At 44.2% G+C, this 23,486-nt stretch carries 23 protein-coding genes; 5 read left to right on the forward strand and 18 right to left on the reverse strand.

Translation table 11 applies throughout. The features are described 5' to 3' along the window. Positions 1-55: 55 nt before the first annotated feature. Positions 56-619, forward strand: a complete 564-nt coding sequence (locus NAF17_RS06860) for a CAP domain-containing protein (protein WP_252757239.1) — start codon at positions 56-58, stop codon at positions 617-619. Between the two features lie 52 nt (positions 620-671). On the opposite strand, the gene NAF17_RS06865 is transcribed toward NAF17_RS06860, so the two are convergent. The 3 genes from NAF17_RS06865 to NAF17_RS06875 form a co-directional block, all read right to left on the reverse strand. After that, positions 672-911 carry a DUF1456 family protein gene (locus NAF17_RS06865; protein ID WP_252757240.1) on the reverse strand — a complete coding sequence of 80 codons (240 nt, stop codon included), beginning with the start codon at positions 909-911 and terminating at the stop codon, positions 672-674. A gap of 181 nt (positions 912-1,092) precedes the next feature. Next, positions 1,093-1,794 (reverse strand): pseudouridine synthase, encoded by a 702-nt coding sequence (locus NAF17_RS06870; RefSeq protein ID WP_252757241.1) that lies wholly within the window; start codon positions 1,792-1,794, stop codon positions 1,093-1,095. 241 nt (positions 1,795-2,035) lie between these two features. Further along, on the reverse strand, positions 2,036-2,890 hold the full coding sequence (locus tag NAF17_RS06875) for an MBL fold metallo-hydrolase (protein WP_252757242.1): 855 nt from the start codon (positions 2,888-2,890) through the stop codon (positions 2,036-2,038). Positions 2,891-3,107: 217 nt separating this feature from the next. On the opposite strand from NAF17_RS06875, the gene NAF17_RS06880 reads away from it, so the two are divergent. Then, positions 3,108-4,250: a putative sensor domain DACNV-containing protein gene (locus tag NAF17_RS06880; RefSeq protein ID WP_252757243.1), complete on the forward strand. Its 1,143-nt coding sequence runs from the start codon at positions 3,108-3,110 to the stop codon at positions 4,248-4,250. Here NAF17_RS06880 and NAF17_RS06885 read toward each other — a convergent pair. The 7 genes from NAF17_RS06885 to fabF form a co-directional block, all read right to left on the reverse strand. Then, positions 4,247-4,600, reverse strand: a complete 354-nt coding sequence (locus NAF17_RS06885; RefSeq protein WP_252757244.1) for a cupin domain-containing protein — start codon at positions 4,598-4,600, stop codon at positions 4,247-4,249. The two genes, NAF17_RS06880 and NAF17_RS06885, sit on opposite strands and share 4 nt — an antisense overlap. After that, complete coding sequence (locus NAF17_RS06890) at positions 4,587-4,886, reverse strand: GNAT family N-acetyltransferase (RefSeq protein WP_252757245.1); 300 nt, start codon at positions 4,884-4,886, stop codon at positions 4,587-4,589. The genes NAF17_RS06885 and NAF17_RS06890 overlap by 14 nt, the downstream gene beginning before the upstream one ends. Before the next feature lie 61 nt (positions 4,887-4,947). Then, a complete protein-coding gene (locus NAF17_RS06895) occupies positions 4,948-5,571 on the reverse strand; it encodes an alpha/beta hydrolase (protein WP_252757246.1) in 624 nt (207 codons plus the stop codon). 3 nt (positions 5,572-5,574) lie between these two features. Then, positions 5,575-6,510 carry a ring-cleaving dioxygenase gene (locus tag NAF17_RS06900; RefSeq protein ID WP_252757247.1) on the reverse strand — a complete coding sequence of 312 codons (936 nt, stop codon included), beginning with the start codon at positions 6,508-6,510 and terminating at the stop codon, positions 5,575-5,577. Positions 6,511-6,548: 38 nt separating this feature from the next. Next, positions 6,549-7,403, reverse strand: a complete 855-nt coding sequence (locus NAF17_RS06905; protein WP_252757248.1) for a pirin family protein — start codon at positions 7,401-7,403, stop codon at positions 6,549-6,551. A 233-nt stretch (positions 7,404-7,636) separates the two neighbouring features. After that, positions 7,637-8,218 carry a Crp/Fnr family transcriptional regulator gene (locus NAF17_RS06910; RefSeq protein ID WP_252757249.1) on the reverse strand — a complete coding sequence of 194 codons (582 nt, stop codon included), beginning with the start codon at positions 8,216-8,218 and terminating at the stop codon, positions 7,637-7,639. 24 nt (positions 8,219-8,242) lie between these two features. Continuing rightward, positions 8,243-9,481 carry a beta-ketoacyl-ACP synthase II gene (gene fabF / locus NAF17_RS06915; protein ID WP_252757250.1) on the reverse strand — a complete coding sequence of 413 codons (1,239 nt, stop codon included), beginning with the start codon at positions 9,479-9,481 and terminating at the stop codon, positions 8,243-8,245. 170 nt (positions 9,482-9,651) lie between these two features. On the opposite strand from fabF, the gene NAF17_RS06920 reads away from it, so the two are divergent. Both NAF17_RS06920 and NAF17_RS06925 read left to right on the forward strand, forming a co-directional pair. Beyond that, complete coding sequence (locus tag NAF17_RS06920) at positions 9,652-9,918, forward strand: hypothetical protein (RefSeq protein ID WP_252757251.1); 267 nt, start codon at positions 9,652-9,654, stop codon at positions 9,916-9,918. 40 nt (positions 9,919-9,958) lie between these two features. After that, a complete protein-coding gene (locus NAF17_RS06925) occupies positions 9,959-10,762 on the forward strand; it encodes an NIPSNAP family protein (protein ID WP_252757252.1) in 804 nt (267 codons plus the stop codon). On the opposite strand, the gene NAF17_RS06930 is transcribed toward NAF17_RS06925, so the two are convergent. The 6 genes from NAF17_RS06930 to susR all read right to left on the reverse strand — a co-directional run bounded on the left by NAF17_RS06930 (position 10,763) and on the right by susR (position 20,482). Then, entirely contained in the window at positions 10,763-11,437 is a 675-nt protein-coding gene (locus NAF17_RS06930) for a GNAT family N-acetyltransferase (RefSeq protein ID WP_252757253.1), read from the reverse strand. It lies immediately after the preceding gene. A 134-nt stretch (positions 11,438-11,571) separates the two neighbouring features. Further along, entirely contained in the window at positions 11,572-12,954 is a 1,383-nt protein-coding gene (locus NAF17_RS06935; RefSeq protein ID WP_252757254.1) for an alpha-amylase family glycosyl hydrolase, read from the reverse strand. A gap of 43 nt (positions 12,955-12,997) precedes the next feature. Continuing rightward, positions 12,998-14,071, reverse strand: coding sequence for a SusE domain-containing protein (locus NAF17_RS06940; RefSeq protein ID WP_252757255.1), 1,074 nt, complete (start codon positions 14,069-14,071; stop codon positions 12,998-13,000). 13 nt (positions 14,072-14,084) lie between these two features. After that, positions 14,085-15,566: a RagB/SusD family nutrient uptake outer membrane protein gene (locus tag NAF17_RS06945; RefSeq protein WP_252757256.1), complete on the reverse strand. Its 1,482-nt coding sequence runs from the start codon at positions 15,564-15,566 to the stop codon at positions 14,085-14,087. 6 nt (positions 15,567-15,572) lie between these two features. Then, a complete protein-coding gene (locus NAF17_RS06950; RefSeq protein WP_252757257.1) occupies positions 15,573-18,524 on the reverse strand; it encodes a SusC/RagA family TonB-linked outer membrane protein in 2,952 nt (983 codons plus the stop codon). Positions 18,525-18,829: 305 nt separating this feature from the next. Beyond that, positions 18,830-20,482 (reverse strand): SusR family glycan utilization regulator, encoded by a 1,653-nt coding sequence (gene susR, locus NAF17_RS06955; protein ID WP_252757258.1) that lies wholly within the window; start codon positions 20,480-20,482, stop codon positions 18,830-18,832. A 290-nt stretch (positions 20,483-20,772) separates the two neighbouring features. Between susR and NAF17_RS06960 the strand changes: the two genes are divergently transcribed. Further along, positions 20,773-20,919, forward strand: a complete 147-nt coding sequence (locus tag NAF17_RS06960; protein WP_252757259.1) for a hypothetical protein — start codon at positions 20,773-20,775, stop codon at positions 20,917-20,919. A gap of 57 nt (positions 20,920-20,976) precedes the next feature. On the opposite strand, the gene efp is transcribed toward NAF17_RS06960, so the two are convergent. Together efp and topB are read right to left on the reverse strand one after the other, a co-directional pair. After that, positions 20,977-21,537 carry an elongation factor P gene (gene efp, locus NAF17_RS06965; RefSeq protein WP_252757260.1) on the reverse strand — a complete coding sequence of 187 codons (561 nt, stop codon included), beginning with the start codon at positions 21,535-21,537 and terminating at the stop codon, positions 20,977-20,979. Between the two features lie 146 nt (positions 21,538-21,683). Continuing rightward, the gene (gene topB, locus NAF17_RS06970) at positions 21,684-23,477 is read right to left on the reverse strand and encodes a DNA topoisomerase III (protein ID WP_252757261.1); all 1,794 of its coding nucleotides are present in this window, start codon (positions 23,475-23,477) and stop codon (positions 21,684-21,686) included. Positions 23,478-23,486: the final 9 nt, after the last annotated feature.

Genomic DNA, 23,486 nt, shown 5'->3' on the forward strand with positions numbered 1-23,486 from the left:
TTTGGTTTATATATAATTTAAACCATAACACGTTAATAGTGTCATAATTGGCAATATGAAGAAATACATTTTCGGCGCAACACTTTCCCTTTCGATATTTGCATTTAGCTCGTTTATTTTTCTAAACCAGGCTAAAGATTATACCTCATTCAAGCAAGAATTTTTAGACCTGATAAACGAAACGCGTGGTAAAGGCTGTAAATGCGGCAGTAAATGGTACCCGCCTGCCCCGCCAATGGTTTGGAACAACGATCTGGAAGAGGCTGCCAAAGGCCACGCGAAAGATATGGCCAAACAAAACTACTTTAGCCACGAAAGCAAAGATGGCCGCACCATGAATACCCGCATTGTTACCGCCGGCTATGTATTTAAAGGATGGAAAAGTTTTGCCATTGGCGAGAATATAGCCTTCGGGCAAACCCGCATACCAGAAGTGATGGCAGGGTGGTTTAAAAGCGAAGGCCATTGTAAAAATTTAATGAACCCCGGCTATAAAGAAGTTGGCGTTGCCGAGAATAACAAATACTGGGTGCAGGATTTTGGCGGCCGCGAGGCCTTTAGCGAAGAACAGCAAAAACTGATTAAAAGCGGCAAGTACCGGTTGATAGAGAAGTACTAGGTTTGAAGTATTAAGTCTATACTCAGAAAACTTAAGACTACCAACTATAGACTTAAGACTCTGTGGGCTTCTCTACTTTAGGGCCACGCAGGTGCAATACTAAACCATTCAGAAAATTACGCAACAACTGGTCTTTACAGGGTTGAAAGTTTGGATGATCTTCGTTACGGAAGATAGCGCTCAATTCCGTCTTTGTAGTACGAAAATTAGCCAGTTTTAGTATCTCGACGATCTGGTCATCGCGCAGCTGAAGGGCCACACGAAGCTTTTTCATGATATCGTTATTGCTCATACCGCAAATATAAGTTATTGTTAGCATTTTGGGCTAAAGCCATGCGCTTGTTTACGCTATCCGTTCCATAAATGAAACGGGAATGAATTTTTAAATTAAGTCTTTGCAAAATCATTGCCGTTGGCTTCAGCCAACGGTTTATAAATAAGCTTAGATAGCTTTAGCCAAAAGAATTTTAAAGTTATTTAATAGCCGGGGATAACTCCGCCCAGCCCATCAACTCCATTACCCGTTTAAACTCGTCATGCAATGGTGCATTAATAGTTATTTCCGCCCCCGTAACCGGATGCATGAATGTCAATTGCGACGCGTGCAGCAGCATGGTTTCCATTTCCCAGGTTTCTTTAAAAAATTTATTCTGCTTGTTACAACCATGCGTGCGGTCGCCAATAATGGGGTGAAATATATGGGCGAAGTGTTTACGTAACTGGTGCATCCTTCCTGTTTCAGGCGATGCCTCTATTAGCGAATATCTTGATGTTGGATGGCTGCCAAAAGGCACATCCAACTCTGCCCGTTGCAAGGTTACATATTTAGTTAACGCTTCCTGTAAGGTGCCGTTCTCTTTACGCAGCGGGTAGTCTATCTCTTCGGCATCGGGCGTATAACCACGCAAAACGGCCAGGTATTTCTTTTTCACCCGGTTCTCCATAAAGGCCTGCTGCATGGCTATCTCGGTAGGCTTATCAAACGCAAAGAGTAATACTCCGCCCGTCTTCCTGTCTATACGGTGGGCGGGGTTTACTTTTTTCCCTACCTGGTCACGCAGTAATTGCAGGGCAAACTCCTCGGCATCGGCGGCGATGGATGAGCGGTGCACTAACAGTCCGTGCGGTTTGTTAATGGCTATTAAATGGTCGTCCTGATGAAGTATCTCGAGCATATGGAGGGCGAAAAAGGGTCTTTTAAAGGCGGTGTTGGTGGGTGTCTCATTCTGTCCCATTTAGAAACGAGTGAGACACCCCTCATAAAATATATAAATAACTTATTTAAAATTAGTTAGCTTAATTTTTAATAAGTATTACTTTAATTAAAATTGCAAAATATTATTTTGTAATATATTGATTATTAATTATTTGCACTTTAATCCCACGTTGTTTAATCTTTAGTGAGACACCCCTGCTTTATAAACCTATTGCAAATTGAAACTGCCCGGTAATTTGGTTGAATACATTGCTTTCGCCCGGTGCTAGCGGCTGTGGGTCTATCACAAAAACTGGGCTTTCCTCGTATCGCGAAGCAACACAAACGTGCGTATCGCCGGCATGTTCGGTAAACATTTTAAGGGCAAGGTCGGGGCAGTTATTATCTTTTGATAAATGCGCCAGCAAAACATGGCTCAAGTAATTGGGTTTATGACCGATAAACATATCCAGCGCCTGTTTATTGGATAAGTGGCCTTTGCCGCCGCGGATGCGGCGTTTCAGAAAGAACGGGTACCTGCCCTGCTCCATCATCTCCTCATCGTAATTGGCTTCCAGGAAAACGGCATGGCATTTCGCAAAATGGCGGATCAGATGCTCGCAGGGCGCGCCAATATCTGTAAATACACCAATGCGGGTATCACCGTTGCTGATCATAAAACTATGCGGCTCCACAGCATCATGGTGTTTTGGGAACGGCATTACCTCAAGGCTACCTATCCTCACCGATTCGTAAGATCTTAAGCTGACGCAAAGTTCCTTAGGTATATCACCACAATGGTGAACTGTGCCGTCGGTAACATAAACCGGTAGGCGGTATTTCTTAGCCAGTACGGCCAGGCCCTTAATGTGGTCAGAATGTTCGTGTGAAATAAAGATGGCCTTCACTTTTTGAATGGAAAGCCCGAGGCGCAGCATTCGCTTTTCTGTTTCGCGACAGGATATGCCGGCATCAACCAGCACCGCTTCGTGCTCGTTACCAACGTAATAGCAATTGCCGTTACTCCCCGAATTTAATGACGCTATAAACACCGGCATAATTACAAAGTAAACCATTTTAGGCAAATACTAAAAGCTTTAGCGCGGTTAATTTTCAACAGTCAGAATTGTCATGATGAGCCTGTAGAACCATTAGCAAACCGTAAAAGTCTTTGACAGGCTCAGACTGACAACCTCATTCGTCACACTATCCCCAAACAATTTTTACTTACATAACGTTAACACTAATGCCCGCGGATATTAACTATTATTGTATTGAAAAACGTTTGTACCGATGCTATCTGAACCCACCTACCTCCCGGCCCGTATAGTTGCCCCCGAAATTGAGGCGCATTTTAAGAAGCACCAGTCGGAGGCGCAAAATATACCCGATAGTAACGTGGCTACTGCACCCGATGAACACATCATTGAAGTAGTTATTGACACCGCGTTTTGGGCCAGCATGAGGCGCGAGGAAGGGCGTTCACCAAATATTTCGTTGGCATTATTACAGCCCTCACAATCCGACAAGCCATTAATTTTTGGCGAGAAATTAAGACTCACCACACAAAACCTGATCAAATTGGCACCAGCTGTTGAACAGCCGGGCATCCACCTGGGTGTTTGGCCTGATGGCGACGACCTGTTTATCTGGGGAACCACGCACAGCGTGCCTGCTATTTGTTTTGTACTGGAAGTGATAGAACCGGGACTGTTAGTGATTAAACACCGCCGTGTTGATGGCTTTGGTAAGTTTGTTAACGTAGCAGTTTTACAAGGCGACCAGATAAAAGTTTTAGACGAAGCCACCATGGGCGTAGCCGATTGCCAGCAGTTGCTTAAATCGCTTGCCAACATGCCGCTACCATCTTATATGGGCGAATCGTTTAACGTGTTGGTACAACTGGCAACATCTATGCGCCAGCATAAACGTGGTGGGTTGGTATTAATGGTACCTGCAGGTACAAGCAAGTGGAAGGAATCTATAGTACAACCCATTAAATACCCGGTAATACCTGCTTACGGATCTATAGATGAATTAATGGCATTAACCGAACAGGAGCGCAAAAAACTGGAGTGGCAGGAATCATTACTGGAAGCTATTGACCTGATAGGCGGTTTTACCGCTGTGGATGGCGCAACCATTATTACAGATAAATATGATCTGCTGGCCTTTGGCGCAAAGGCCGCGCGGTCTGAAACAAGCATGCCTGTAGGCCAGATCATCATGACAGAACCTGTTGCCGATGGCAAGGCCGTAAGGATGCACCCTGCCCAAAGTGGTGGCAGCCGCCATTTGGCAGCCGCCCAGTTTGTAAGCGATCAGCATGATGCAGTGGCGCTGGTAGCATCTCAGGATGGTCAGTTTACAGTTTTCGCCTGGTCGGTAGAATTAAATATGGTGCATGCACACCGCATAGATGTGTTGCTGCTTTAAAAGATGATAAAGAGTGAGCTTCGCTCTTTTTGCTCCATGTTACTGCTGCGGTGGCCTTTGCCTGTAGTATCTTCCATTAACAATATTTCGCCTTGCTGAAATAACCTTTTCTCACCCGTAGAAGTTTCTATCTGCACACCACCATCCAACAAAACTACGTATTGCTTTTGCGGCGCGTTATGCAGATCATTATATCCCGTGGGTACTTTCCTGAACTGTACTTGCTTAACCGCTACGTTTTGAGATAAGTGACCTATCGGCCCGGCATCTGTCAATGGGTATTCAACCTCATTAAAACGGCTTTCGCCATCTGCATCGGCGTATACGCGGGTTAATTTAAATGTTTCCATGTAAGGCTAAAATTCTATCCCACCCCGGGTTACGTTTTAAATAAGATTGCACATAACTGCACAGTGGCACAAGTTTTAAACCCTTTTCTTCAATGTATTTAAAAGCCTTTTCAACCATTACTCCAGCAATACCGCGTTCTTCTAATTCGGCAGGCACTTCGGTGTGCAACAGGTAGATCTTATCACCTTTTGTTTTATAATCGATAAATGAGCGATGCCCGTCTACCACAAACTCAAAGTTGTGGATGGCTTCGTTATTAGTGATGTCAATATCCTCGTAATTCATTTTCTTACTTTTTTAAACTGGCGCGATGTCCATAGCGCCAGTAAATAATCGATCAGTTTTTTCATTTAAATATAAGTTGGTTTGCCAATGCAATCTCGTCAAAACTAATGGTATGCTGGCGGCCTTTATATATTTTCAAGGTCACATTCGCATTCATTCCTTTCAACACTTCAAAGCTTTCATGCACCCTGCTTACCGGTACATGCGGATCAGGGTCGCCAGTGGTGATTAGTACAGGTGTGCCTGCAAAATCGCCTTTGTAATTGGCAAGGTTTAACCCCTCACCAATTAGCCCACCTGTAAAAGCTACCGCGCCGCCGTATTGTTTGGCGTTGCGGGTAATATATTCCAGCGTTAAACATGCCCCCTGCGAAAAACCTGCAAAGTAAATTTTATCGGCAGTAAAGCCATCGGCCAAAGCCTGTGCTACTACTTCATCTATTATAGAAAGTGCAGAGCTTAAAGCCGGTTCATTCTCCTCTACAGGCGCTAAAAAACTGTAGGGGTACCAACTATTATTGGTTGCCTGCGGCGCGTAAATGGCAATGTCCTTAGCATTAAACTCGCCGGCAAGCCGCATGATATCTAAAGCAGAAGCGCCCCTGCCATGTAACATAATGAGGGCAGCTTTTGCATTGGCGGCTGGTGCGCCGCCAATGCTTATTTGTTTACTGTGTGTGTACATTACTTAGTCTAATTTTGGTAACGATTTTTCTAAATGGCTGCGTAAACGTTCGTGTTGTTCAGGCAATTTAAGATTTTGGCCTAACTCTTCAACAGATTCGTCGGCGCTAAAGCCCGGGTTATCGGTTGCTATTTCGAACAATACGCCGCCCGGTTCGCGGAAGTATAGGGAGTAGAAGTAGTTACGGTCTATCTTATCAGTGATATTTAAACCCAAAGCGGCTATCTTATCACGGTATTGCATTAATACTTCTTCGTTTTTAACCCTAAATGCCACGTGGTGAACAGAGCCACCTGCAACATGCCCGGCAACTTCGCCCTGCACTTCTACCAGGTCCACTATATTAGCGCCGTCCACTGCGTCGGTTACAAAACGGTAACGGTTTACGTGTTGCTCCAATAATTTATAGCCAAATACATTGGTTAAAATGTTGGCCGTTGGCTGCATTTCGTTGGTAGTGATGGTAACGTTATGGAAACCTTTGGTTGCGTTATCTGCCTTGATCTCATCGGTTTCCCATGTTAAACGGGTGTCTAAAGTTTTAGAGGCTATCAACTCCAGTTTTAAACCATCGGGGTCTAAGAATGTAAGGTATTGTTCGCCAAATTTTTCGGCTACCTTATTATAGGTAACGTTGTGTTTTTCGAAGCGTTTTAACCAAAAATTAAAGCTGCCTTCGGGTACGGAGTAACCAATTTCGGTTGCCTGCCTTGCGCCTCTCCTGCCTGTTTGTACACCTTCCCATGGGAAGAAAGTAAGAATAGTGCCGGGCGTACCCTGTTTGTCGCCGTAGTATAAGTGATAAGTTTCGGGGTCGTCAAAGTTCACAGTTTTTTTAACCATGCGCTGGCCCAATACTTTAGTATAAAAATCGTAATTGCGTTTGGCATTACCTGCTATTGCTGTGATGTGGTGGATACCGTTGATTGTATTTTCCATGATCGTGTAAGTTTTATATTTAATGTATAAGTTTCTGTTTAAAATTCAAGTGTGCCGAATAAGCCATTCTTGTAGTCCTCAATTGCTTGGTTAATTTCTTCGGCGGTGTTCATTACAAAATTGTCCTTAGCAACAACCGGCTCATCAATGTGCTCGGCGCTCAGGAACAGGATCTGCGTATCTTCTTCGGCGGTGAGGATGATCTCTTCGTTATCTTTTTCAAACACCACCAAATTGTACTTGCTTACTGTTTCCTGGTTTACGTTTACGCTACCCTTGGCTATGTAAAGTAATGTCCAGTTACCCGGGGTTGCCATCATTTGTATTTTTTTGCCCTGTGCTATCTCACCAACAATTGATACCACCGGGGTGATGCTTTTTATCGGGCCTGTTTGGCCATCATACGTACCGCTTGCCAATCTCAGGTTTACACCCTCCTGCTGCAACACATTTGGCTGCTGCGTTTTGGTAGCCGATTGATAGGTTGGCTCATCCCATTTATTGGCTTTGGGTACATTAATCCATAATTGTATCAGTTCCTGTGTGCCGCAATTCTTCAACAAATTGGCCGTGGGGCCTTCGCTGTGCAGAACGCCTTTACCTGCAAACATCCATTGTACATTGCCTGCGTTAATAATGCCATTGTGGCCTGCGCTATTCTTGTGGTAACCTTCGCCTTGCAGCTGAAAGGTAACCGGTGCAAACCCACAGTACGGATGCGGGTGGATCCTCAACTCCTGCCCCGGCGTAATTTGCTTTGGCCCCATATGATGCAGCGCGATGAACGGATTAGCAAACCTGAAATCCATGTGTGGCAATGGCTGCATTACTCTTTCTTCTTTGGTTATTTGCTTTTCGCGCCCTGCAAGTATGTGTTGGATCTTCTTTTTCATATCTCTTTCAATTTGATATAACAAAGATAGCCTGCACGCCTAAGCAGCCCAATAATGTAGGTTAAGGGCAATACTTATGGCAGATTAAGAAGAAAACTTAATGTAGGTTAAGAGGTAAAGATAAGATTGTCATTTCGAACGAGGTACGAGGAGAAACCCTGTTAGACACGCATGATGGTCACTAAACATAGCTAACAAATTTCTCACTATCGTTCGAAATGACAGGTGTTTTTTTATTTAACAATCTGCGTATTCAGCATCTTACTCAAAAACTCGGGGGTAACTCCAATGTATGAGGCTACTTGTTTTTGTGGGAGGCTTTTGATGAGCGATGGGTAAAGCTGGCAAAAGTTAGCGTAACGCTCCATCGCCGCAAAGATGGCATTGTCTATTTGCCTGTGCTGATACGTAGCTATGGCATTTTGCCCGATGATACGGTTAAAGCGCTCAAACTTGGGGACTTTAAGATTTAGCTCCTCAAAATCATTTTTCGTGATGAAGATGTACTCGCTGTCGTCGATAGCGTCGATGTTGAGGCGGGCAGGCTCGGAGGTGATGTAGCTGCGCATATCGGTGATCCACCAGCCGGCGGGGGCAAATTGCAGTACGTGTTCGGTACCATTCTTATCAACCGCGTAACTGCGCAGGCATCCGTTAGTTACAAAAATTATTTTGGAGCTGATATCGCCTTCTTCGAGAACAAACTGTTTGCGTTTGGCTTTTTTATAATGGAGGATGGATAACAGCTGTTGCTCTTCCTGCTCATCGAGCGTTACGTATTTGGCAATACTGTTAAGCAAAAGACTATTATCCATCGGTATAAATATATTAAAAATAGCTTATACCTTTTTAAACAGTGCTATACCGTTGTGGCCGCCAAAGCCAAACGTATTACTTAAAGCCACATCAACTTTTTTGTTGATAGCTTCTTTTATTACAATATGCAAATTAGAAGGAACCTCAGGGTCGATGGTTTCCGTATTAATTGTCGGCGGGATAATACCATCTGTGATAGCTTTTATAGCAATGATGGATTCTATCGCACCGGCAGCACCCAACAGGTGGCCCGTCATAGATTTTGTCGCGCTTACGGCAAGGTTGTCGTTACCACCAAATACCGCGCTTATCGCTTTGGATTCGCTAAGGTCGCCAACAGGGGTCGAGGTAGCGTGTGCGTTCACATAATCCACTTGATCCGCGTTTAAACCGGCATCATGCAGGGCATATTTCATTCCCTGGATAGCGCCTTTACCTTCAGGGTGGGTAGCAGTAATGTGGTAAGCATCAGATGTCATGGCTGCACCGGCAACCTCGGCATAAATTTTTGCGCCACGGGCTACGGCGTGTTCGTATTCTTCAAATACCAAAACACCGGCACCCTCGCCCATCAAAAAGCCATCCCGATCTACATCAAACGGGCGGGAAGCGGTCTCCGGCGAATCGTTACGGTTTGATAAAGCTTTTAAAGCGTTATAACCACCAATAGATGCTTCGCTGATAGGCGCATCGGCACCACCGGTTATAATAATTTTTGCTTTACCCCAACGGATGTAGTTAAGGGCATCCATTATGGCAGTATTAGCAGATGCACAAGCCGATACAGCGGAGAAGTTGATTCCCATGTAACCGTATTTAATAGAAATAAGTCCCGAAGCCATGTTTACCAAAGTTTTAGGGATAAAGAAGGGGTTAAAATGCGGTTGAAAACCGTTAGCGGCATAATCACGCACCTGTTTTTCAAAAGTCTCGAACCCTCCCTGTGCCGAACCCATAATAACACCCACATCAAACGGCGACATCTTATCCAGCTCAAAACCCGAATCTTCAATAGCTTCTTTGGCAGCAACCAGGGCATATTGGGTGTAAAGATCGTTACGTTTTATCTCATTACGATCGAGGTGATCAAGCATTGTAAAATCTTTTATCTCGGCGGCAAAATGGGTTTTAAAACCGCTTGCGTCAAAACGGGTTATTTTAGCAGCGTTACTACGGCCAGCTACAATGTTTGTCCAAAAACTTTTAATATCGTTCCCCGCAGGCGATACTACACCAAGGCCCGTAATAACAACTCTTTTCATGCTTATTATACTGCTAAAAACCGGCCAAAGTTATAATACCCCGGCCGCTGCAATTGTGGGCACAAATGTAAATGAATATGCGCTTAAATAAGCAATCAATGGGTAAACTTTTCGCTATCTTTTAAAGCGGTATTTGTAAAAATGGTAAATTGCGCTCTTTATTATATACTATGCAAGAGTTACAAGAACCATTTGATGTATTGGTAAGCGGAGTTGTATACGCTGTTTTCCCCGAAGAAGATAACGTTTACACCATATTTAAGGCCGGAACCGAGTTTGGCAAAATAGAAAAAGACACCGATAATGTTTGGCTAAAACTAAACCCGGAAACCGATACCCCCATGTTTGATAACGACCCCGAAGTTGATGCCATTGGCCAGGCAATTACCAACTACGTGCCCGAACCGGAGGATGAAGACGACGAGGATTTTGAATAAAATAATATCCTTATATTAGGCCTACCAATCTGTAAATAAAATGCAAAGACGCTCGTTCGTAAAAGGATCATTAATAAGTGGCGCCGCCGCCGCTATTGCTCCTATAGCAACCATGGCACAATCCAAACCTTTAAAAGATAAGATCCCCAATGTAGAACACTACGAACTTAGGGTTTACACTTTTAAAGACGAGCGCCAGCAAAAAATTACCGAAGATTTTTACAGGGATGTTTTTGTGCCGCTTATTAAGCAGAAACGATACGAAACCGTAGGTGTTTTTACGGAATTAAACCCCGCGGGGCAAACAAAACTTTATGTGTTGATCCCTTTTAACACTTATGTGCATGCGGAAAGCCTGTATTATTTTTTAGAAGATAATAAGGATTACTGGACACGCGGCGCAGCCTACCTGAACGCCCCGGCGGATAACCCGGCATTTGAGCACCTGGAAACTTCGATGATGAAGGCGTTTAAGCACATGCCTTCAAAACAACTCCCTCCGCGCGACCAGCGCATCTTTGAACTTCGCCAGTATAAAAGCGCGAGCGAAGCTGCCGGTAAAAAAAAGATAGAGATGTTTAACGACCAGGGCGAAATTGATATTTTTAAACGCCTTGGCTTTAAGCCGGTATTCTTCGGCGAAACCATTATTGGTAACGACAGGCCGAACCTAACCTACATGGTTACTTTTAAGGATATGGAAAATAAAGCCGCCCATTGGAAAAGCTTTGTAGATGACGCGCAATGGAAAAAGATAAGCGTAGTACCGGGTTATGCCGATGCTTTGCTGGTATCTAAAATAACATCAACCATGTTGGTGCCAACGGCATATTCGGGGATCTGATCAAATATTACACACGTATCCAAAAATATCTTTGCGGTTTTTAAAGCCCACATGCTCATACACCCTTACAGCCGGGTTATCGGCCAGTACATGCAGGAAGGGAACTTTCCCTGCTGCCATAATGCGTTTGATCTGCTCATTCAGTAAAATGCCGGAATAGCCTTTTCCCAGATGATCGGGATGGGTGCAAACCGCGCTGATCTCTACATAAGGCAGTGGTTGCATACGCTGACCTGCCATGGCGACTAACTTACCGTCAGCAAAAATGCCTGTGTATTCGCCAAATTCAATAGTGCGATGCAGGAAAGGACCGGGTTTGGTAAGTTCGGTTAAGGCAAGCATTTCAGGGATATGCCCCTCGCCCAGATCAGTAATATTTTGTGCCGATTGGTGTGCCGGGATCGGCCCATCGTAAATCATTTGCTTCATTTCAAAAGTCTTAACAACCTGCCATTGTTCGGGGAATTTAATTTCATCCGTACTAAAGAAAACGTAAGGCCCATTATCAGGCACCATATCGCGCAAAGCAGTAAAGTTATCTTCGGTAACATCCGCTAAACCCGCAAACGGCGCAATATCCCTTTGGAAATGCATAACGTAGCTGTCGCCAACAGCAAGATGTTTGCTACCGGTTGCAAGGGCATTATAGATGGGGTTATCAAGTACGTGCTGCATATATAGGTTTAACGCGCAAACTTAAAAGTTAATGGCAAAATAAACATCATATGCAGATAACTCTTCGACAATAAAAAAGCCCGGGTCATCTCAACCGCGGGCTTAAACCAAATATAAAAATTAATCGATAATTTTTATTGCACTAATACCATGTGCAGGTAAGGCTGCAGGTAAAGGCTACTGCCTAAAGTTACCGCAGTATTTGTGAAAGCATTTTTCCAACCTGCGCCTGCCAACGCTGGCGGCACGGTATAAGTTGCGTTATTACCACGTATGTTAGCTATCACCAAAACTTTTTGTTTATCGTTAGATTTTGTGAACGCGGCCACATTATCGCTGCTGTAAACGGTCAGGTCGCCGGTTTTAACGGCATCGCTGCCGGCGCGGAAGTTTAGGATGCTCTTGTACTCGGCGGTCATATCCGGGTTGGTTGTCCAATCGATAGGTGTATTATAAAAGAAATCTATCTTTTGTGTGGTGCCTACTTCCTGTCCGTTGTAGATCATCGGTACACCTTTCATATAAGCCGTTACCAGAAATGCTGCCATTGAGCCTGTTTTGCCTCCATAAATATTTACAGGGCTGCCATCGCTAAGGTAAACATCGTGGTTGGTAGTGTACCTAACCACCTGCGAACCCGGCAATGCCGAGGCATATTCGGCAGTGTTAGTGTTTTGCAACACACTTAATGAGCTGGCTGCATCAAAAACTTTGTTCTTCAGGTCTGAATAATAACCCATCCCATAAACCATTTGGAAACCGGCCTTAAAATGATCGGCGCGGGTACCCTCGGCAAGCATCATTAGCTTGTGGGTGGTGATGCTTTTCATGGCATCATTGGCTTCTTTCCAAAAATCAAGCGGTACAAAATCGGCGGCATCGCAACGGTAACCATCGATATTGGCGTTGTAAACCCAGTATTTCATGGCGTCTATCATCGCGGCACGCATATCTTTATTGGTATAGTCGAGCGCAATTACGTCCGACCAATTGGTGCCTGCGGGAGGGATAAAGTTGCCGTTCGCATCCTGCTTGTACCAGCTTTTGTTAGCTGTCCAGGCGTTATCCCAAGAGGTATGGTTTGCAACCCAATCGAGCATTACGGCCATACCCTTCGCGTGCGCGGCATCAACTAAAGCACGCAGGTCATCCAGTGTACCAAATTCGGTATTTACAGCCTTGTAGTCCTTAACTGAGTAAGGCGAGCCTAAGCCACCTGCAGACTTTACTACCCCTACCGGGTAAATTGGCATCAGGTAAACTACGTTTATACCAAGGGCTTTGATGTTATCAAGCTTAGCGGTTATGCTTTTAAAATCGTGATTTTGGCTGAATGCACGCAGGTTTACCTGGTAAATTGCGGCATCGGTTGTAGCGGGCACACCGGCAAATGGGGTACCGTACTGCGCATAAGCCGGATCAGTTTTAACGTTGTTATTGCTATCCTTTTTACAAAAACTAAAAATGGTTACGAGCGATAAAAGCAGCAGTTTCATTAGTGTTGGTTTGAATTTCATGATATTAAATTAAATAGGGCGATGGCAGGCACCGCCCCATGAATTAATTTTTCTTTATAGTGTAATTGTAGTTTGACGGATCGTGCAGATCAAGCGTAAGGGTGTAATTACCATCCGACGGTACGGTGATGTTATTGATGCCCGATACATTCCCATAAACAGGGCTATCAGCATAAGTAAGTTTACCATCTGCGTCAATACCAAAATCAATTTTCCATTCATTATTAGCGCGAAATTTGAATGAACCCGCCCTTTTCATGTCGCAGGTTACGCTCCATACTTTTTTTGCAGGGTCGTAAGCAAGCTGGGTATCGGTATCCCATCCGCCCGGTGAGGCATCGCCCAATATTGACCAGGTGGTTTTCACTGCCGACCAGGTATTGGTATTGAGGTTGATGGATAACTGCATGTAGCCGGGCCCAGGCGCTACCAAACCACCTGCTAAACCATCTCCGGTAACTGCACCGTTGCCCCCGTCACCATAGTTAATATGGTTCCAATCCTGCGCGGTGGTAAATTTGTAGTAATAGTTTTCCGTAGCAGGCATGTAAATGTACGCCTCGTAAATTTTGGGTTTTAACGCTGCCGCGGTTGGTGCTTCGCCCGGGTTCCATCCCTGGTAGTTGCCGGGGATATACAATAACGGGTACACCGCAACAGGCTGGTAAGGTGTTACCTTTAAAGTAAGCGCCTTGGTGTAAGCGTACTGATCCTGGTAAGATTGGATCCTTACTACCAGCGCACCTTGCGCACCGGGTGTTAAACCCAGGTTAAGCGCCATGGTGTTCAGGTCTTTACCTAAGTAAGATTTGCTTAGCACATCCTTACCTACCACAACCGTTTTGGCGTTTGCCCAGGCGTTGTTGCCCACAGTATCTGCAGGAACATCTATTTGCAAGGTATAAGTTACCGATGCCTTAACCGGGTACTTAACCGCCGGCCATGCAAACGTTACAACGGATGATGTATCGTTAGACTTAGAAAGGGTTACCGCATTTTTTGACACGGTTGGCTCCGAAACAAATGACACGGTTGTCATCTTGGTTATCTCCGCCTCTTTTTTACAAGCCGCCAAGCCTGCAAAAAGTACAATTGAAAGGTATATTAATTTTTTCATGTTTATTAATTGATTAATAACCGGGGTTTTGTTTTAATGTAGGGTTGGCATCAAGCGCGCCCGTAGGTATCGGGAATATTTGCTTGTAGGCAGGTGATGTTGGTACAAAACCATGCGCTAAAGTAAATTTACCAAAACGAATCATGTCCTGCCTGCGGTGGCCTTCCATGTTTAGCTCAAAGCCGCGCTCATCATAAATATTGTTAAGCGTTGGGCCGGCGATTGCGCCTAAACCTGCCCTTGTCCTTATCTGGTTAATGAAAGGTGCAGCAGCACCTGGGTTGCCTAAGCGTACGTTACACTCTGCCTGCATCAGCAATACATCGGCATACCTGTACACCGGAAAATCGTTTGAAGCGCCACTGGCATCAACAGGTGCGGCAGGGAAGAATTTAACATCCCTGATACCTTCATCTGGTGCAGCACCCGGGTCAATCAGTGATGACACATCCCTGGTGTAGGTAACGCTACCCGCTTGGGCACCAACAAGGAATTGCTTTTTACGAACGTCCTTATCATCAAACTTATCGTAAAACTCTGACGGGATAACCGTACCGTTCCAGCCCGAATAACCGATGAGGGCTTTACCATTGGCGCTGTTTAAACTGCGGATGCCCATTATATTACCACTAATAACGTTTTCGGTTATAAACAAAGCCAGGATGGTTTCGTCGTTAGGGCAAACGTCGCCAAATAACTCATAGTACTGCGAGCCAAGCGGGCTACTTGCGTTTAATGCGCCGCTATGTAAGGTAAAGCCACCTGTTGCTACTTTATTAGCCGCGGCAAGTGCATCGGCCCAACGCGGTGTGCCGGTATAAACCTCCGCATTTAGGTAAAGCTTTGCCAACACCATATAACCTGCCCATTTGTTAAAACGGCCATAATACTGCGTGCCGCGGGTTTCAGATAATTGGTCTACATTTTCCTTTAATTCTTTCTCAATAAATTTGAAAACCTCTGCACGTTTAGCCTGTGGTATCTTAGATACATCGGTATTGTTATCGGTATAGAACGGCACATCGCCAAAATCATCTATAGCCAAATAATATAACCATGCCCTTATCACCTTTGCTTCGGCAATTTTTGCCGGGTCGGCCTTTGCCGCGGTTAGCTGGGCAATTGCAAGGTTAGCGCTGTAGACAGATGAGTAGACCCAGTTCCAGGTGTTATTGATAATACTCAGGTTTGTTTGTGCAGTACGGGTGTAAAGCTGCGCAAAATCAAGCTGCCAATCGCCCGTGTTACGGTGAGGTATCACCTGCTCGTCGCTCGAGTACGAGTTCAGATCGTACCAGCAATTATCGCGGCCAGCGTAGTTGCTTCCCCAGCTGCCGGTTATTTTGCTATAAACGTTGGCCAAAGCAACATTGGCACCTGCCGGCGACGCGTAAAACTCGTTGGTACCGTATTTATCGTAAACGTTTTCGTTAACCTTGGTACAACTTTGGGTAACCAGGCCAACAATTGCGGTAATTAGTAATATTTTTTTCATGATTGGTTATTTTAAAACAACATTTAAACCTACAGAGAAGGTACGGGTACGCGGGTACACCCCGTTATCTACACCTGATGAGCTGCCGCCGCTTGCATCCAGTTCAGGATCTAAACCGCTGTAGCCTGTAATTAATGCCAGGTTTTGGCCGGTTAACGATACACGGAACGCGCTAATGTATTTGGCCTTAACATTTATCTTGTAGCCAAAAGACAGGTTTTCCCATCTTAAATAAGAACCATTCTCTAACCAAAGGTCAGACCCGTACTCTGTAGAGGCAATTCCCAACGGGACAGCACTTTGCAGCAGGTTTGATTTACCCAGGTTTTCTAACAGGCTAAATTTTTGCCTGATAGCATTATAGATCTTATTACCGCCGGAACCACGCCATACCATAGATACATCAAAGTTTTTGTAGCTAAAGCTTGGTGTAAACGCGTAGTTATATTTAGGTAACGATTGGCCTTCTTCCATCCTATCCGCACTTTGCACGCTGCTATCAAACTTGCCATCCTTGTTTTGATCTATCACAGTTTCGGCATTGTTGGCATTCTTGCCATCGTGCTGCAAGATCAGGTAAGTGCCAATTGGCTTGCCCTGGATCAGGTATGCATTTGCACCCCATGATACATAGTTGGTAGGGATATCGTAACCCTGGATGTTACCGCCAAGGCTTGTTACCTTATTCTTCATGATAGATCCGTTACCTGCAAGGGTCAAGGTCATTTTGCTGTTCCGGATAACGGCGTAGCTTAAAGCAAACTCTAAACCCTGCCTTTTTAAACTACCCACGTTTGCAAGTATATTACCTGTTAAAAACGGCCCAACAAGTGGCACGGTGTAGTTAAATAAAAGATTGTCTGTATTTGATGAATAGGCATCAACACTACCGTAAAGCCTGTCGTTAAACAACGAAAAATCTAAACCTAAGTTAGTTTGTTTAACTGTTTCCCACTTTAAATTTGGGTTTGAGTTTTGCGTTGCCGCATAGTTAGGGATAATGGCACCACCAAAATAAACCGAACCTGCCTGGCCCACTAACGGGATAGAGTTGTAAGGCGTAATACCTTGCTGGTTACCTGTAACACCATAACCGCCACGTAGCTTTAATGAGCTAAAGATGCTTTGGTTTTTCATGAAATCTTCCTGATCTATACGCCATGCCAATGATGCCGATGGGAAGTTGGCCCATTTGTTATTCACACCAAACACGGTTGAACCATCGCGCCTGAAGCTTGCGGTTAACAAGTATTTATTGTTGTACGAATAATTGAACCTGCCTAAGAACGATACCAGCCTTCTCTCATTTTTGTATGATGAAATATCGCCAACGGTAGCTCTTGAAATATCGCCTAATTGCAATGCGTTGTAGGTAGCAATATCATTAATGAAACCTTTGGCCTGGGCAAAATTGCCATTGTAGGTTTGGGCCTGCCACTCGTAAACGGCTGTACCATCAATATGGTGCAAACCAAAATCGTGTTTGTAGCTCAGGTTAATGTCCATCAACTTCTCATCGGTGTGCTTGTTATTCACGTTAGCAACGCCTTTAAAATCAATAGCTGACTGGATAGTTGATGAAACCGGTGCGTAGTAGCCCGAATTTTCGTCAACCTTTCTCCAGCTGCCAAACCACCCTGCCGATAACCCTTTATAAATATCGAGGTTAGCGTTTAAGCTGCCAAAAAGATTGTTAATGCTGTTATCGTTTTTGATGGTAGTGGCCACCGCGTATGGGTTGGTATACTGGAACACGTTGGGGTCTCGGTAGAAAGTACCGTCGGCATTTAATACCGGGTCGGTAGGCCTTGCAACGTACGCCTGGCTGATAAGGTTGGAGTTGTAGGCAACGTTACCTACCCCTGTTGGGCTGTAAGTGGTTTTGTTGATGCCGCTGTTCAGGTTCATGGTAAGGGTAAGCCTGTTATCTAAAGCTTTTTGGGTTGCTATGATACGGGCTATGTATTTTTTATAACCCGAATTGATAACGATACCAGTTTGATCTATAGCGGTTACCGATGCACGATAGTTAAAATCATTAGCGCCGCCGCCAAATGCCAGCGTATGGTTTTGCGTAACACCGTTTTGGGTAAGGATGTTGTACCAATCGGTATTGGAACCGTGGTTTGCAGATGCATCTACACCTTGTGCAGCAGCTTGCGCTGACCAACCCGCGGCATCCAAAAACTTCAGTTTTTTAGCGATCACGTCTATTGAAGTATTCTCGGTGATTTCTACACTGGTTTTACCTGCTATACCTTTTTTTGTAGTAACCAAAATAACACCCGGCGCACCACGTGAACCGTAGATAGCGGTTGCAGACGCGTCTTTCAGGATGTCTACCGATGCTATCTCGCTTGGCGGCACCTGGTTTAACAGATCAAGGTTACCCTGGATGCCATCAACCACCACTAAGGGGTCGTTACCGCCTTGCAGCGACGTTATACCACGGATGCGCACACTTGGCGATACACCCGGCTCGCTGCCTACCTGCGAAATATTAACACCTGCCGCTTTACCTGCCAGCTGTTGCAGCGGGTTGGTAATTGGGCCGGGGTTTAGGTCTTTAGCACCAATGTTAGATACCGAACCGGTAATGTCTGATTTACGGCTGGTGCCGTAACCCACAACCACCACTTCTGACAGTGATTTTGAGTTTTGCGCCATCTGGACGGTAAATGACTGATTAGCCACCATCGTTTTTTCGGTTACATCATAACCAACAAAGGTTATGCTTACCACAATTGCTTGCTGTGCGCTTTTGATCTCAAAGGCACCGTTTACATCTGTAGCGGTAGCTATCTCGGTACCTTTTATGCGAACTACGGCGCCTGGTAAAGGTTGGTTGTTCTCGTCAACCACTTTACCTTTAAAGGTTGCATTTTGCGCAAAAGTTAGCGTAGCACAAAGTAGGAAAAACACGGTCAAGCCGTACTTGAATAAGGAAATGTGTTTCATTTAAAACGGTTTAATTGGTTTAATAATTAGGCTGCCGTTATGAGAGCGGCACCAGAATCAAAGTAAAAGAGCTTTACGCGTACATACAATATGTATGGATTTAGATATTAAAAAAAGAAAGAGAAACACATTATTAATATATTGATAATCAGATATTTAATTAATTATTTCATATTGGTTTGTATAGATAATTATGAACGCAATATTGAAAAAATGGAAGTTTGATACACTATGTTACAGAATTTTAGGGAGTAAACAGGGCATGTTTGTGCCCATAATATCGGATTTGTAAACAAAAAAGGAAATTAAATTATTACCGGAAGATCTTTAACGGCTTTAATGCCCATCACTTTGTACTCAAATACATCATTGGGTAAAAAGGAGCGGTTCTTCACTTTGGTTTTGTAAGTGTAGATGGTGTTTACCGAATAGTTAAGGATCTTGGCGATGGTTTCGTTCTCATCTATCCCTAACCTTATCAGCGCGAAGATGCGCAGTTCGTTGTTCAACAAATGCCCCTCGGACAGGTTGGTTTGGTGGCCGGCATCAAACAGCAGGTTAAAATCTTCCACAAAATTCGGGAAGATATTGAGGAACACCTTATCAAAACTATGCGACAAGTTCTCGCGCTCAAAATTGGTATTGAGGCGGTTTAACACCAGTTGTACCTCGTCGTAGCGTTTCTCTTTTACGATTTTTTCTATCGAGCGTTTAAGGCGGTCGATCTTTTCGATATAATCTGAGTGGATGTTAAAGAAGTTGCCAATGTACTCATCCTTGATCATGTTGGCTTCATCCAGCTTAATATTGGTATGGGTAAGCGAGCGATTGGCTTGATCAAGCGTATTATTAACCTTGGTGAGCGACGCGTTGGCCGTATTCAGGTCGTTGTTCTTTTTAACGATGATCTCATCTGCAATGCGCAGTTTCTTTAGCTGGCGCGATGTGATCACCGAGAAGATGATGACCACCACAATGAGCAGCGTAATAATAGAAGCATACATCATCAGCGAGCGCTTTTGTTTCTCTATCCCGTTGATCTTCTCGTTCTCAATAATGGGCAATATGCTGCTTATTTGTGCTTCGCGATGGCGGGCGCCGTAAAAGGTAGCGTCGTTTATAGCATTATGAATGTAGAGAAATGCATTTTTTGTGTCACCACTTTCATACAATCTTGTTGCTAAATTTGTAAGTGCTACAGATTCTTTGGTGGAGTGCATGTTATCGATTATAGCCGCCTGCATTAAATGCTGCATCCCCAGATCGTTGTTCTTGTTTAAAAAGTAAATAAAACTAAGGCAACTTAAGTTAACCGCGCTGTCCTGATAGGTTTGCGGCAGTTTCATAATAGCCAAATAAGGCACTAAAGCCGCTTTGTAGTCCGCGTTGCGCAAAGCCTTCAACCCAGCAGCCGAAAGGTACTCGTAAGTGTTTGGTTTGTGCGTATTCAGTATCGAATCGCAATACTTTAGGCCAATGGCGCTGTAGTGAAAGTAGTAATCGTCTATCTTATCAAAATCGCCAATATCAAAATGGCTGCGGGCCTGCAGGAACAGGTATTGAAATTTCTGCTGACCGTTTAAGTAGCGGGTGTTCACCTTGCTCAATGTATCCAGCCCCTCTTTAAACATCCCGGCAGATATAAGCACAAAGCCCATATCAACCTTGGCGTAGTTTATCTTGTTTTGATCTTTTAGCTGGTAGGCACATACGTTCAGCTTTTTGCTGTATACGTAGGCAGAATCGTGAACAAAAGATTTATAGGCATCAAACAATTTTTGGTAATACCCATACCTCGCGTTTAGCGACGAGTAGTTTGACTTAAGCTCCAATTTGATTTTATCAATCGCCACTACCCTCGCCTGGTCGTTCTGCTTTTTATTATCAAGGATGGTATTGAGTACTTTTTGCAGGCTGTCAATTTTATCCGAGGCCTTCACATTGCCTGCGTGCAACAACAGCAAAAATAATGCGCTGCAACAAATCAGTATAAATTTATATAAGCCACCGGTTCTCATTTACTAAACTTTACAATAATTGGTACTGCAAAATAAGTAATTTATGTGATGAAATTTAGTCATAAACAAACGCATCTTTTCTTATACCATATACGTCGAAAAAAAGGCGTTTGAAAGTCGTTTTCAGGACGGAAAAATGTCATAAAAATGCTTGATTTTACCAACAATAATTTAAACGGGGATGTGCAAAAACGCATCCCTTTTTTTGTGATTTTATTGTATTTTAGTTTATGAACTACCTTATGGTTCAGCTTACCTGCCTGCTCGCTATCATTGTACGCTACTTGAATGAACGCTTTTTGGTGGGTGGTGTCCGCTCCTTTACCCCTAATGCATTTATTCAGAATAGGAAAAAGGATAAATACCTGGTTAACTAAATAGCCACAAAAAAGCCCGGATGAGTTATCCAGGCTCCAATATATTATGGTATGAAATTATTTAACGCGCTCAACGTATTCGCCGGTGCGGGTATCAACTTTAATTCTATCGCCCTGGTTTACAAACAAAGGCACTTTAACTTCCACGCCGTTTTCGGTAGTAGCGGCTTTTAACGCGCCCGATGAAGTATCGCCTTTAACAGCAGGTTCGCTGTAGGTAATTTCTAACTCCACAAAGTTAGGGGCTTGTGCCATAATAGGCTCTTCGCTTTCAAAAGACACAATTACGTTCATACCTTCTTTAAGGAACCTAACCGCCGGGCCAAATAAAGCCTTGGGGATGTTATGCTGGTCGAAAGTAACGTTATCCATGATCACCATAGATTCGCCTTCTTCGTACAAGTATTGAAAATCGTTGGTTTCTACGCGGCAAATCTCCACCTGCTCATCTGTTGCTAATCGGGCTTCAACAATTTTACCGGTTTTAATATTACGAAATTTATCCAGGTAAAACGCCCCTCCCTTACCAGGAGTGCGGTGTAAAACTTCGGTAACAGTTACCAACTCGCCGTTAAAGCGTAATATATTTCCTACTTTAATTTCAGATGCCTTTGCCATGTAAATTGCTATTGTAAATTTAAGCCCCAAAGATAAATTAAGTTCTGATAAACCACGCTTAAAAATTCGGCACTTTTAATTGTATACTTATAGCAATACTTGGGATACTGATACTGCCCTTTTCCAGGCAGATTACGAATGGCCGCTTAAACCGTCTTAAGCATCGTTTTGCCGGATTGTAACAATTCTTGCGTAATAGTTCGGGTATAAGTTTTAATCTCTTCCTGAAAATCAGCCACAGAAGCACCGCCGCGAATTTCCTCCAATCGTTTTTCCCAGTTGCCCGTTAGTTCCGCTTGCGCAATACGCTGGTGTTTCACGATCTCATATACCGACAGACCAGTTTCGGTGGGTACCAGGTTTTTCTTTTCCCGGAGGATGTATTTTCGCATTATCAACGTTTCTATAATAGCCGCCCGGGTGGCTGGTGTACCTAAGCCGCTTTCTTTCATTGCTTCCCGTAATTCTTCATCTTCAATTTCCTTACCGGCAGTTTCCAGGGCTTTTAGCAAACTGGCTTCATTATACAACGGCTTGGGCTTGGTTTGCTTTTCAAGTACGGCCTTATTCAGGATAGGCAGGTCTTCCCCCTGTATTACTTTAGGCAGCGTGGGATTTTCTTCATCTTTTTTCTCCTCATCCTTATCGTTGAACACCGCGCGCCATCCCGGTGTTTGGATAACGGTACCGCTGGCTATAAATTTCGAGCCCGAGAGTATAGTAATTTTGGTGATCTCCTTAATACAATCCTTGTGAAAAGCTTCCAGCATCCGTCCTGCCACCATATCATAAATAGCTTGCTGATCGGGCATGAGCTGGTACGGCGTTACGCCGGTAGTTAATAAGGCATGGTGATCGGTTACCTTTTTGGCATTAACACTTCGTTTACTCAATTTTGCACCTGTTAGTAAGGTGGCTTGCTTGCCAAAAGCCTGATGATCTGTCAATTTACTGATCAAATCCGGCACTTGAGCAAAAACATCATCGCCTATGTAGCGGCTACCGGTACGCGGATAAGTAACTAATTTACCTTCATATAAATTCTGCAACAATCCCAGTGTCTGATCAGCGGTAAAGCCCTTGCGTTTATTGGCTTCCTGCTGCAGGCTGCTCAAATCGTGCAACAAAGGTGGCGGTTCTTTACGGGGCTTAGCTTCCACCGCTAAAATATTACCCGTAGTTTCAACAGCGTCTAATATGGCTTGCGCTTCTTCTTTTGTTTTATAATTCTTCTCTGAAATGGCACGAAATGCCTGGCCATTTTTATCCGGCTGAATAGCTACCTGGTAATAAAGCTGCGGTACAAAATTCTTGTTTTCCAGGTATCGGGCGCAAATCATTGCCAGCGTTGGTGTTTGCACCCTACCCAATGATAAAACCCCTTTATTACCCGAAGCCAAACTCAAAGCCTGCGTCGCATTCATTCCTACCAGCCAATCCGACTGCGAACGGCAATGCGCCGAACTAAACAAAGTGTCGTAATCTGAACCCGGCTTCAGGTTCCGGAAACCATCTTTAATAGCTTCATCTGTTTGTGATGAGATCCATAACCGCTTGAAGGGCTTTTTGCATTTAAGAAAGTAATAGATATAGCGGAAGATAAGCTCACCCTCGCGCCCGGCATCCGTTGCTACAATGATCTCAGTCGCTTGGTCAAATAGCTTTTTGATAATATCCAGTTGCTTTTTAGCACCCGCATCCTCTTTACCATCCTTTTTACGAAGCGTTAATTTAAATTTAGCTGGCAACATAGGCAAGTTTTGTACGTTCCAGCCATAATAGCCATACTCCTGCGGCGCGGCCAGTTGTAACAAGTGCCCAAAAGCCCAGGTAAACGTATAACCTTTACCTTCCAGGTAACCGTCGTGCTTGTTTGTAGCACCAAATACTTTGGCTATCTCTCGCCCTACGGATGGTTTCTCGGCTATAATTACTTTCATATGTGTTTG

The sequence above is a fragment of the Mucilaginibacter aurantiaciroseus genome, from assembly GCF_024055595.1.
Lineage (GTDB): Bacteria > Bacteroidota > Bacteroidia > Sphingobacteriales > Sphingobacteriaceae > Mucilaginibacter > Mucilaginibacter aurantiaciroseus.

Excerpts from the sequence above, each read along its gene's own strand:
- NAF17_RS06890 (WP_252757245.1), bottom strand. The coding sequence starts at position 4,886 with ATGAATTACGAGGATATTGACATCACTAATAACGAAGCCATCCACAAC.
- NAF17_RS06880 (WP_252757243.1), top strand. The coding sequence starts at position 3,108 with ATGCTATCTGAACCCACCTACCTCCCGGCCCGTATAGTTGCCCCCGAA.
- NAF17_RS06900 (WP_252757247.1), bottom strand. The coding sequence starts at position 6,510 with ATGGAAAATACAATCAACGGTATCCACCACATCACAGCAATAGCAGGT.
- NAF17_RS06885 (WP_252757244.1), bottom strand. The coding sequence starts at position 4,600 with ATGGAAACATTTAAATTAACCCGCGTATACGCCGATGCAGATGGCGAA.
- NAF17_RS06905 (WP_252757248.1), bottom strand. The coding sequence starts at position 7,403 with ATGAAAAAGAAGATCCAACACATACTTGCAGGGCGCGAAAAGCAAATA.
- NAF17_RS06860 (WP_252757239.1), top strand. The coding sequence starts at position 56 with ATGAAGAAATACATTTTCGGCGCAACACTTTCCCTTTCGATATTTGCA.
- efp (WP_252757260.1), bottom strand. The coding sequence starts at position 21,537 with ATGGCAAAGGCATCTGAAATTAAAGTAGGAAATATATTACGCTTTAAC.
- NAF17_RS06960 (WP_252757259.1), top strand. The coding sequence starts at position 20,773 with ATGAACTACCTTATGGTTCAGCTTACCTGCCTGCTCGCTATCATTGTA.
- NAF17_RS06865 (WP_252757240.1), bottom strand. The coding sequence starts at position 911 with ATGAGCAATAACGATATCATGAAAAAGCTTCGTGTGGCCCTTCAGCTG.
- NAF17_RS06945 (WP_252757256.1), bottom strand. The coding sequence starts at position 15,566 with ATGAAAAAAATATTACTAATTACCGCAATTGTTGGCCTGGTTACCCAA.
- NAF17_RS06910 (WP_252757249.1), bottom strand. The coding sequence starts at position 8,218 with ATGGATAATAGTCTTTTGCTTAACAGTATTGCCAAATACGTAACGCTC.
- NAF17_RS06925 (WP_252757252.1), top strand. The coding sequence starts at position 9,959 with ATGCAAAGACGCTCGTTCGTAAAAGGATCATTAATAAGTGGCGCCGCC.
- NAF17_RS06875 (WP_252757242.1), bottom strand. The coding sequence starts at position 2,890 with ATGGTTTACTTTGTAATTATGCCGGTGTTTATAGCGTCATTAAATTCG.
- NAF17_RS06930 (WP_252757253.1), bottom strand. The coding sequence starts at position 11,437 with ATGCAGCACGTACTTGATAACCCCATCTATAATGCCCTTGCAACCGGT.
- NAF17_RS06940 (WP_252757255.1), bottom strand. The coding sequence starts at position 14,071 with ATGAAAAAATTAATATACCTTTCAATTGTACTTTTTGCAGGCTTGGCG.
- topB (WP_252757261.1), bottom strand. The coding sequence starts at position 23,477 with ATGAAAGTAATTATAGCCGAGAAACCATCCGTAGGGCGAGAGATAGCC.
- NAF17_RS06935 (WP_252757254.1), bottom strand. The coding sequence starts at position 12,954 with ATGAAATTCAAACCAACACTAATGAAACTGCTGCTTTTATCGCTCGTA.
- NAF17_RS06920 (WP_252757251.1), top strand. The coding sequence starts at position 9,652 with ATGCAAGAGTTACAAGAACCATTTGATGTATTGGTAAGCGGAGTTGTA.
- fabF (WP_252757250.1), bottom strand. The coding sequence starts at position 9,481 with ATGAAAAGAGTTGTTATTACGGGCCTTGGTGTAGTATCGCCTGCGGGG.
- NAF17_RS06895 (WP_252757246.1), bottom strand. The coding sequence starts at position 5,571 with ATGTACACACACAGTAAACAAATAAGCATTGGCGGCGCACCAGCCGCC.
- NAF17_RS06870 (WP_252757241.1), bottom strand. The coding sequence starts at position 1,794 with ATGCTCGAGATACTTCATCAGGACGACCATTTAATAGCCATTAACAAA.
- NAF17_RS06950 (WP_252757257.1), bottom strand. The coding sequence starts at position 18,524 with ATGAAACACATTTCCTTATTCAAGTACGGCTTGACCGTGTTTTTCCTA.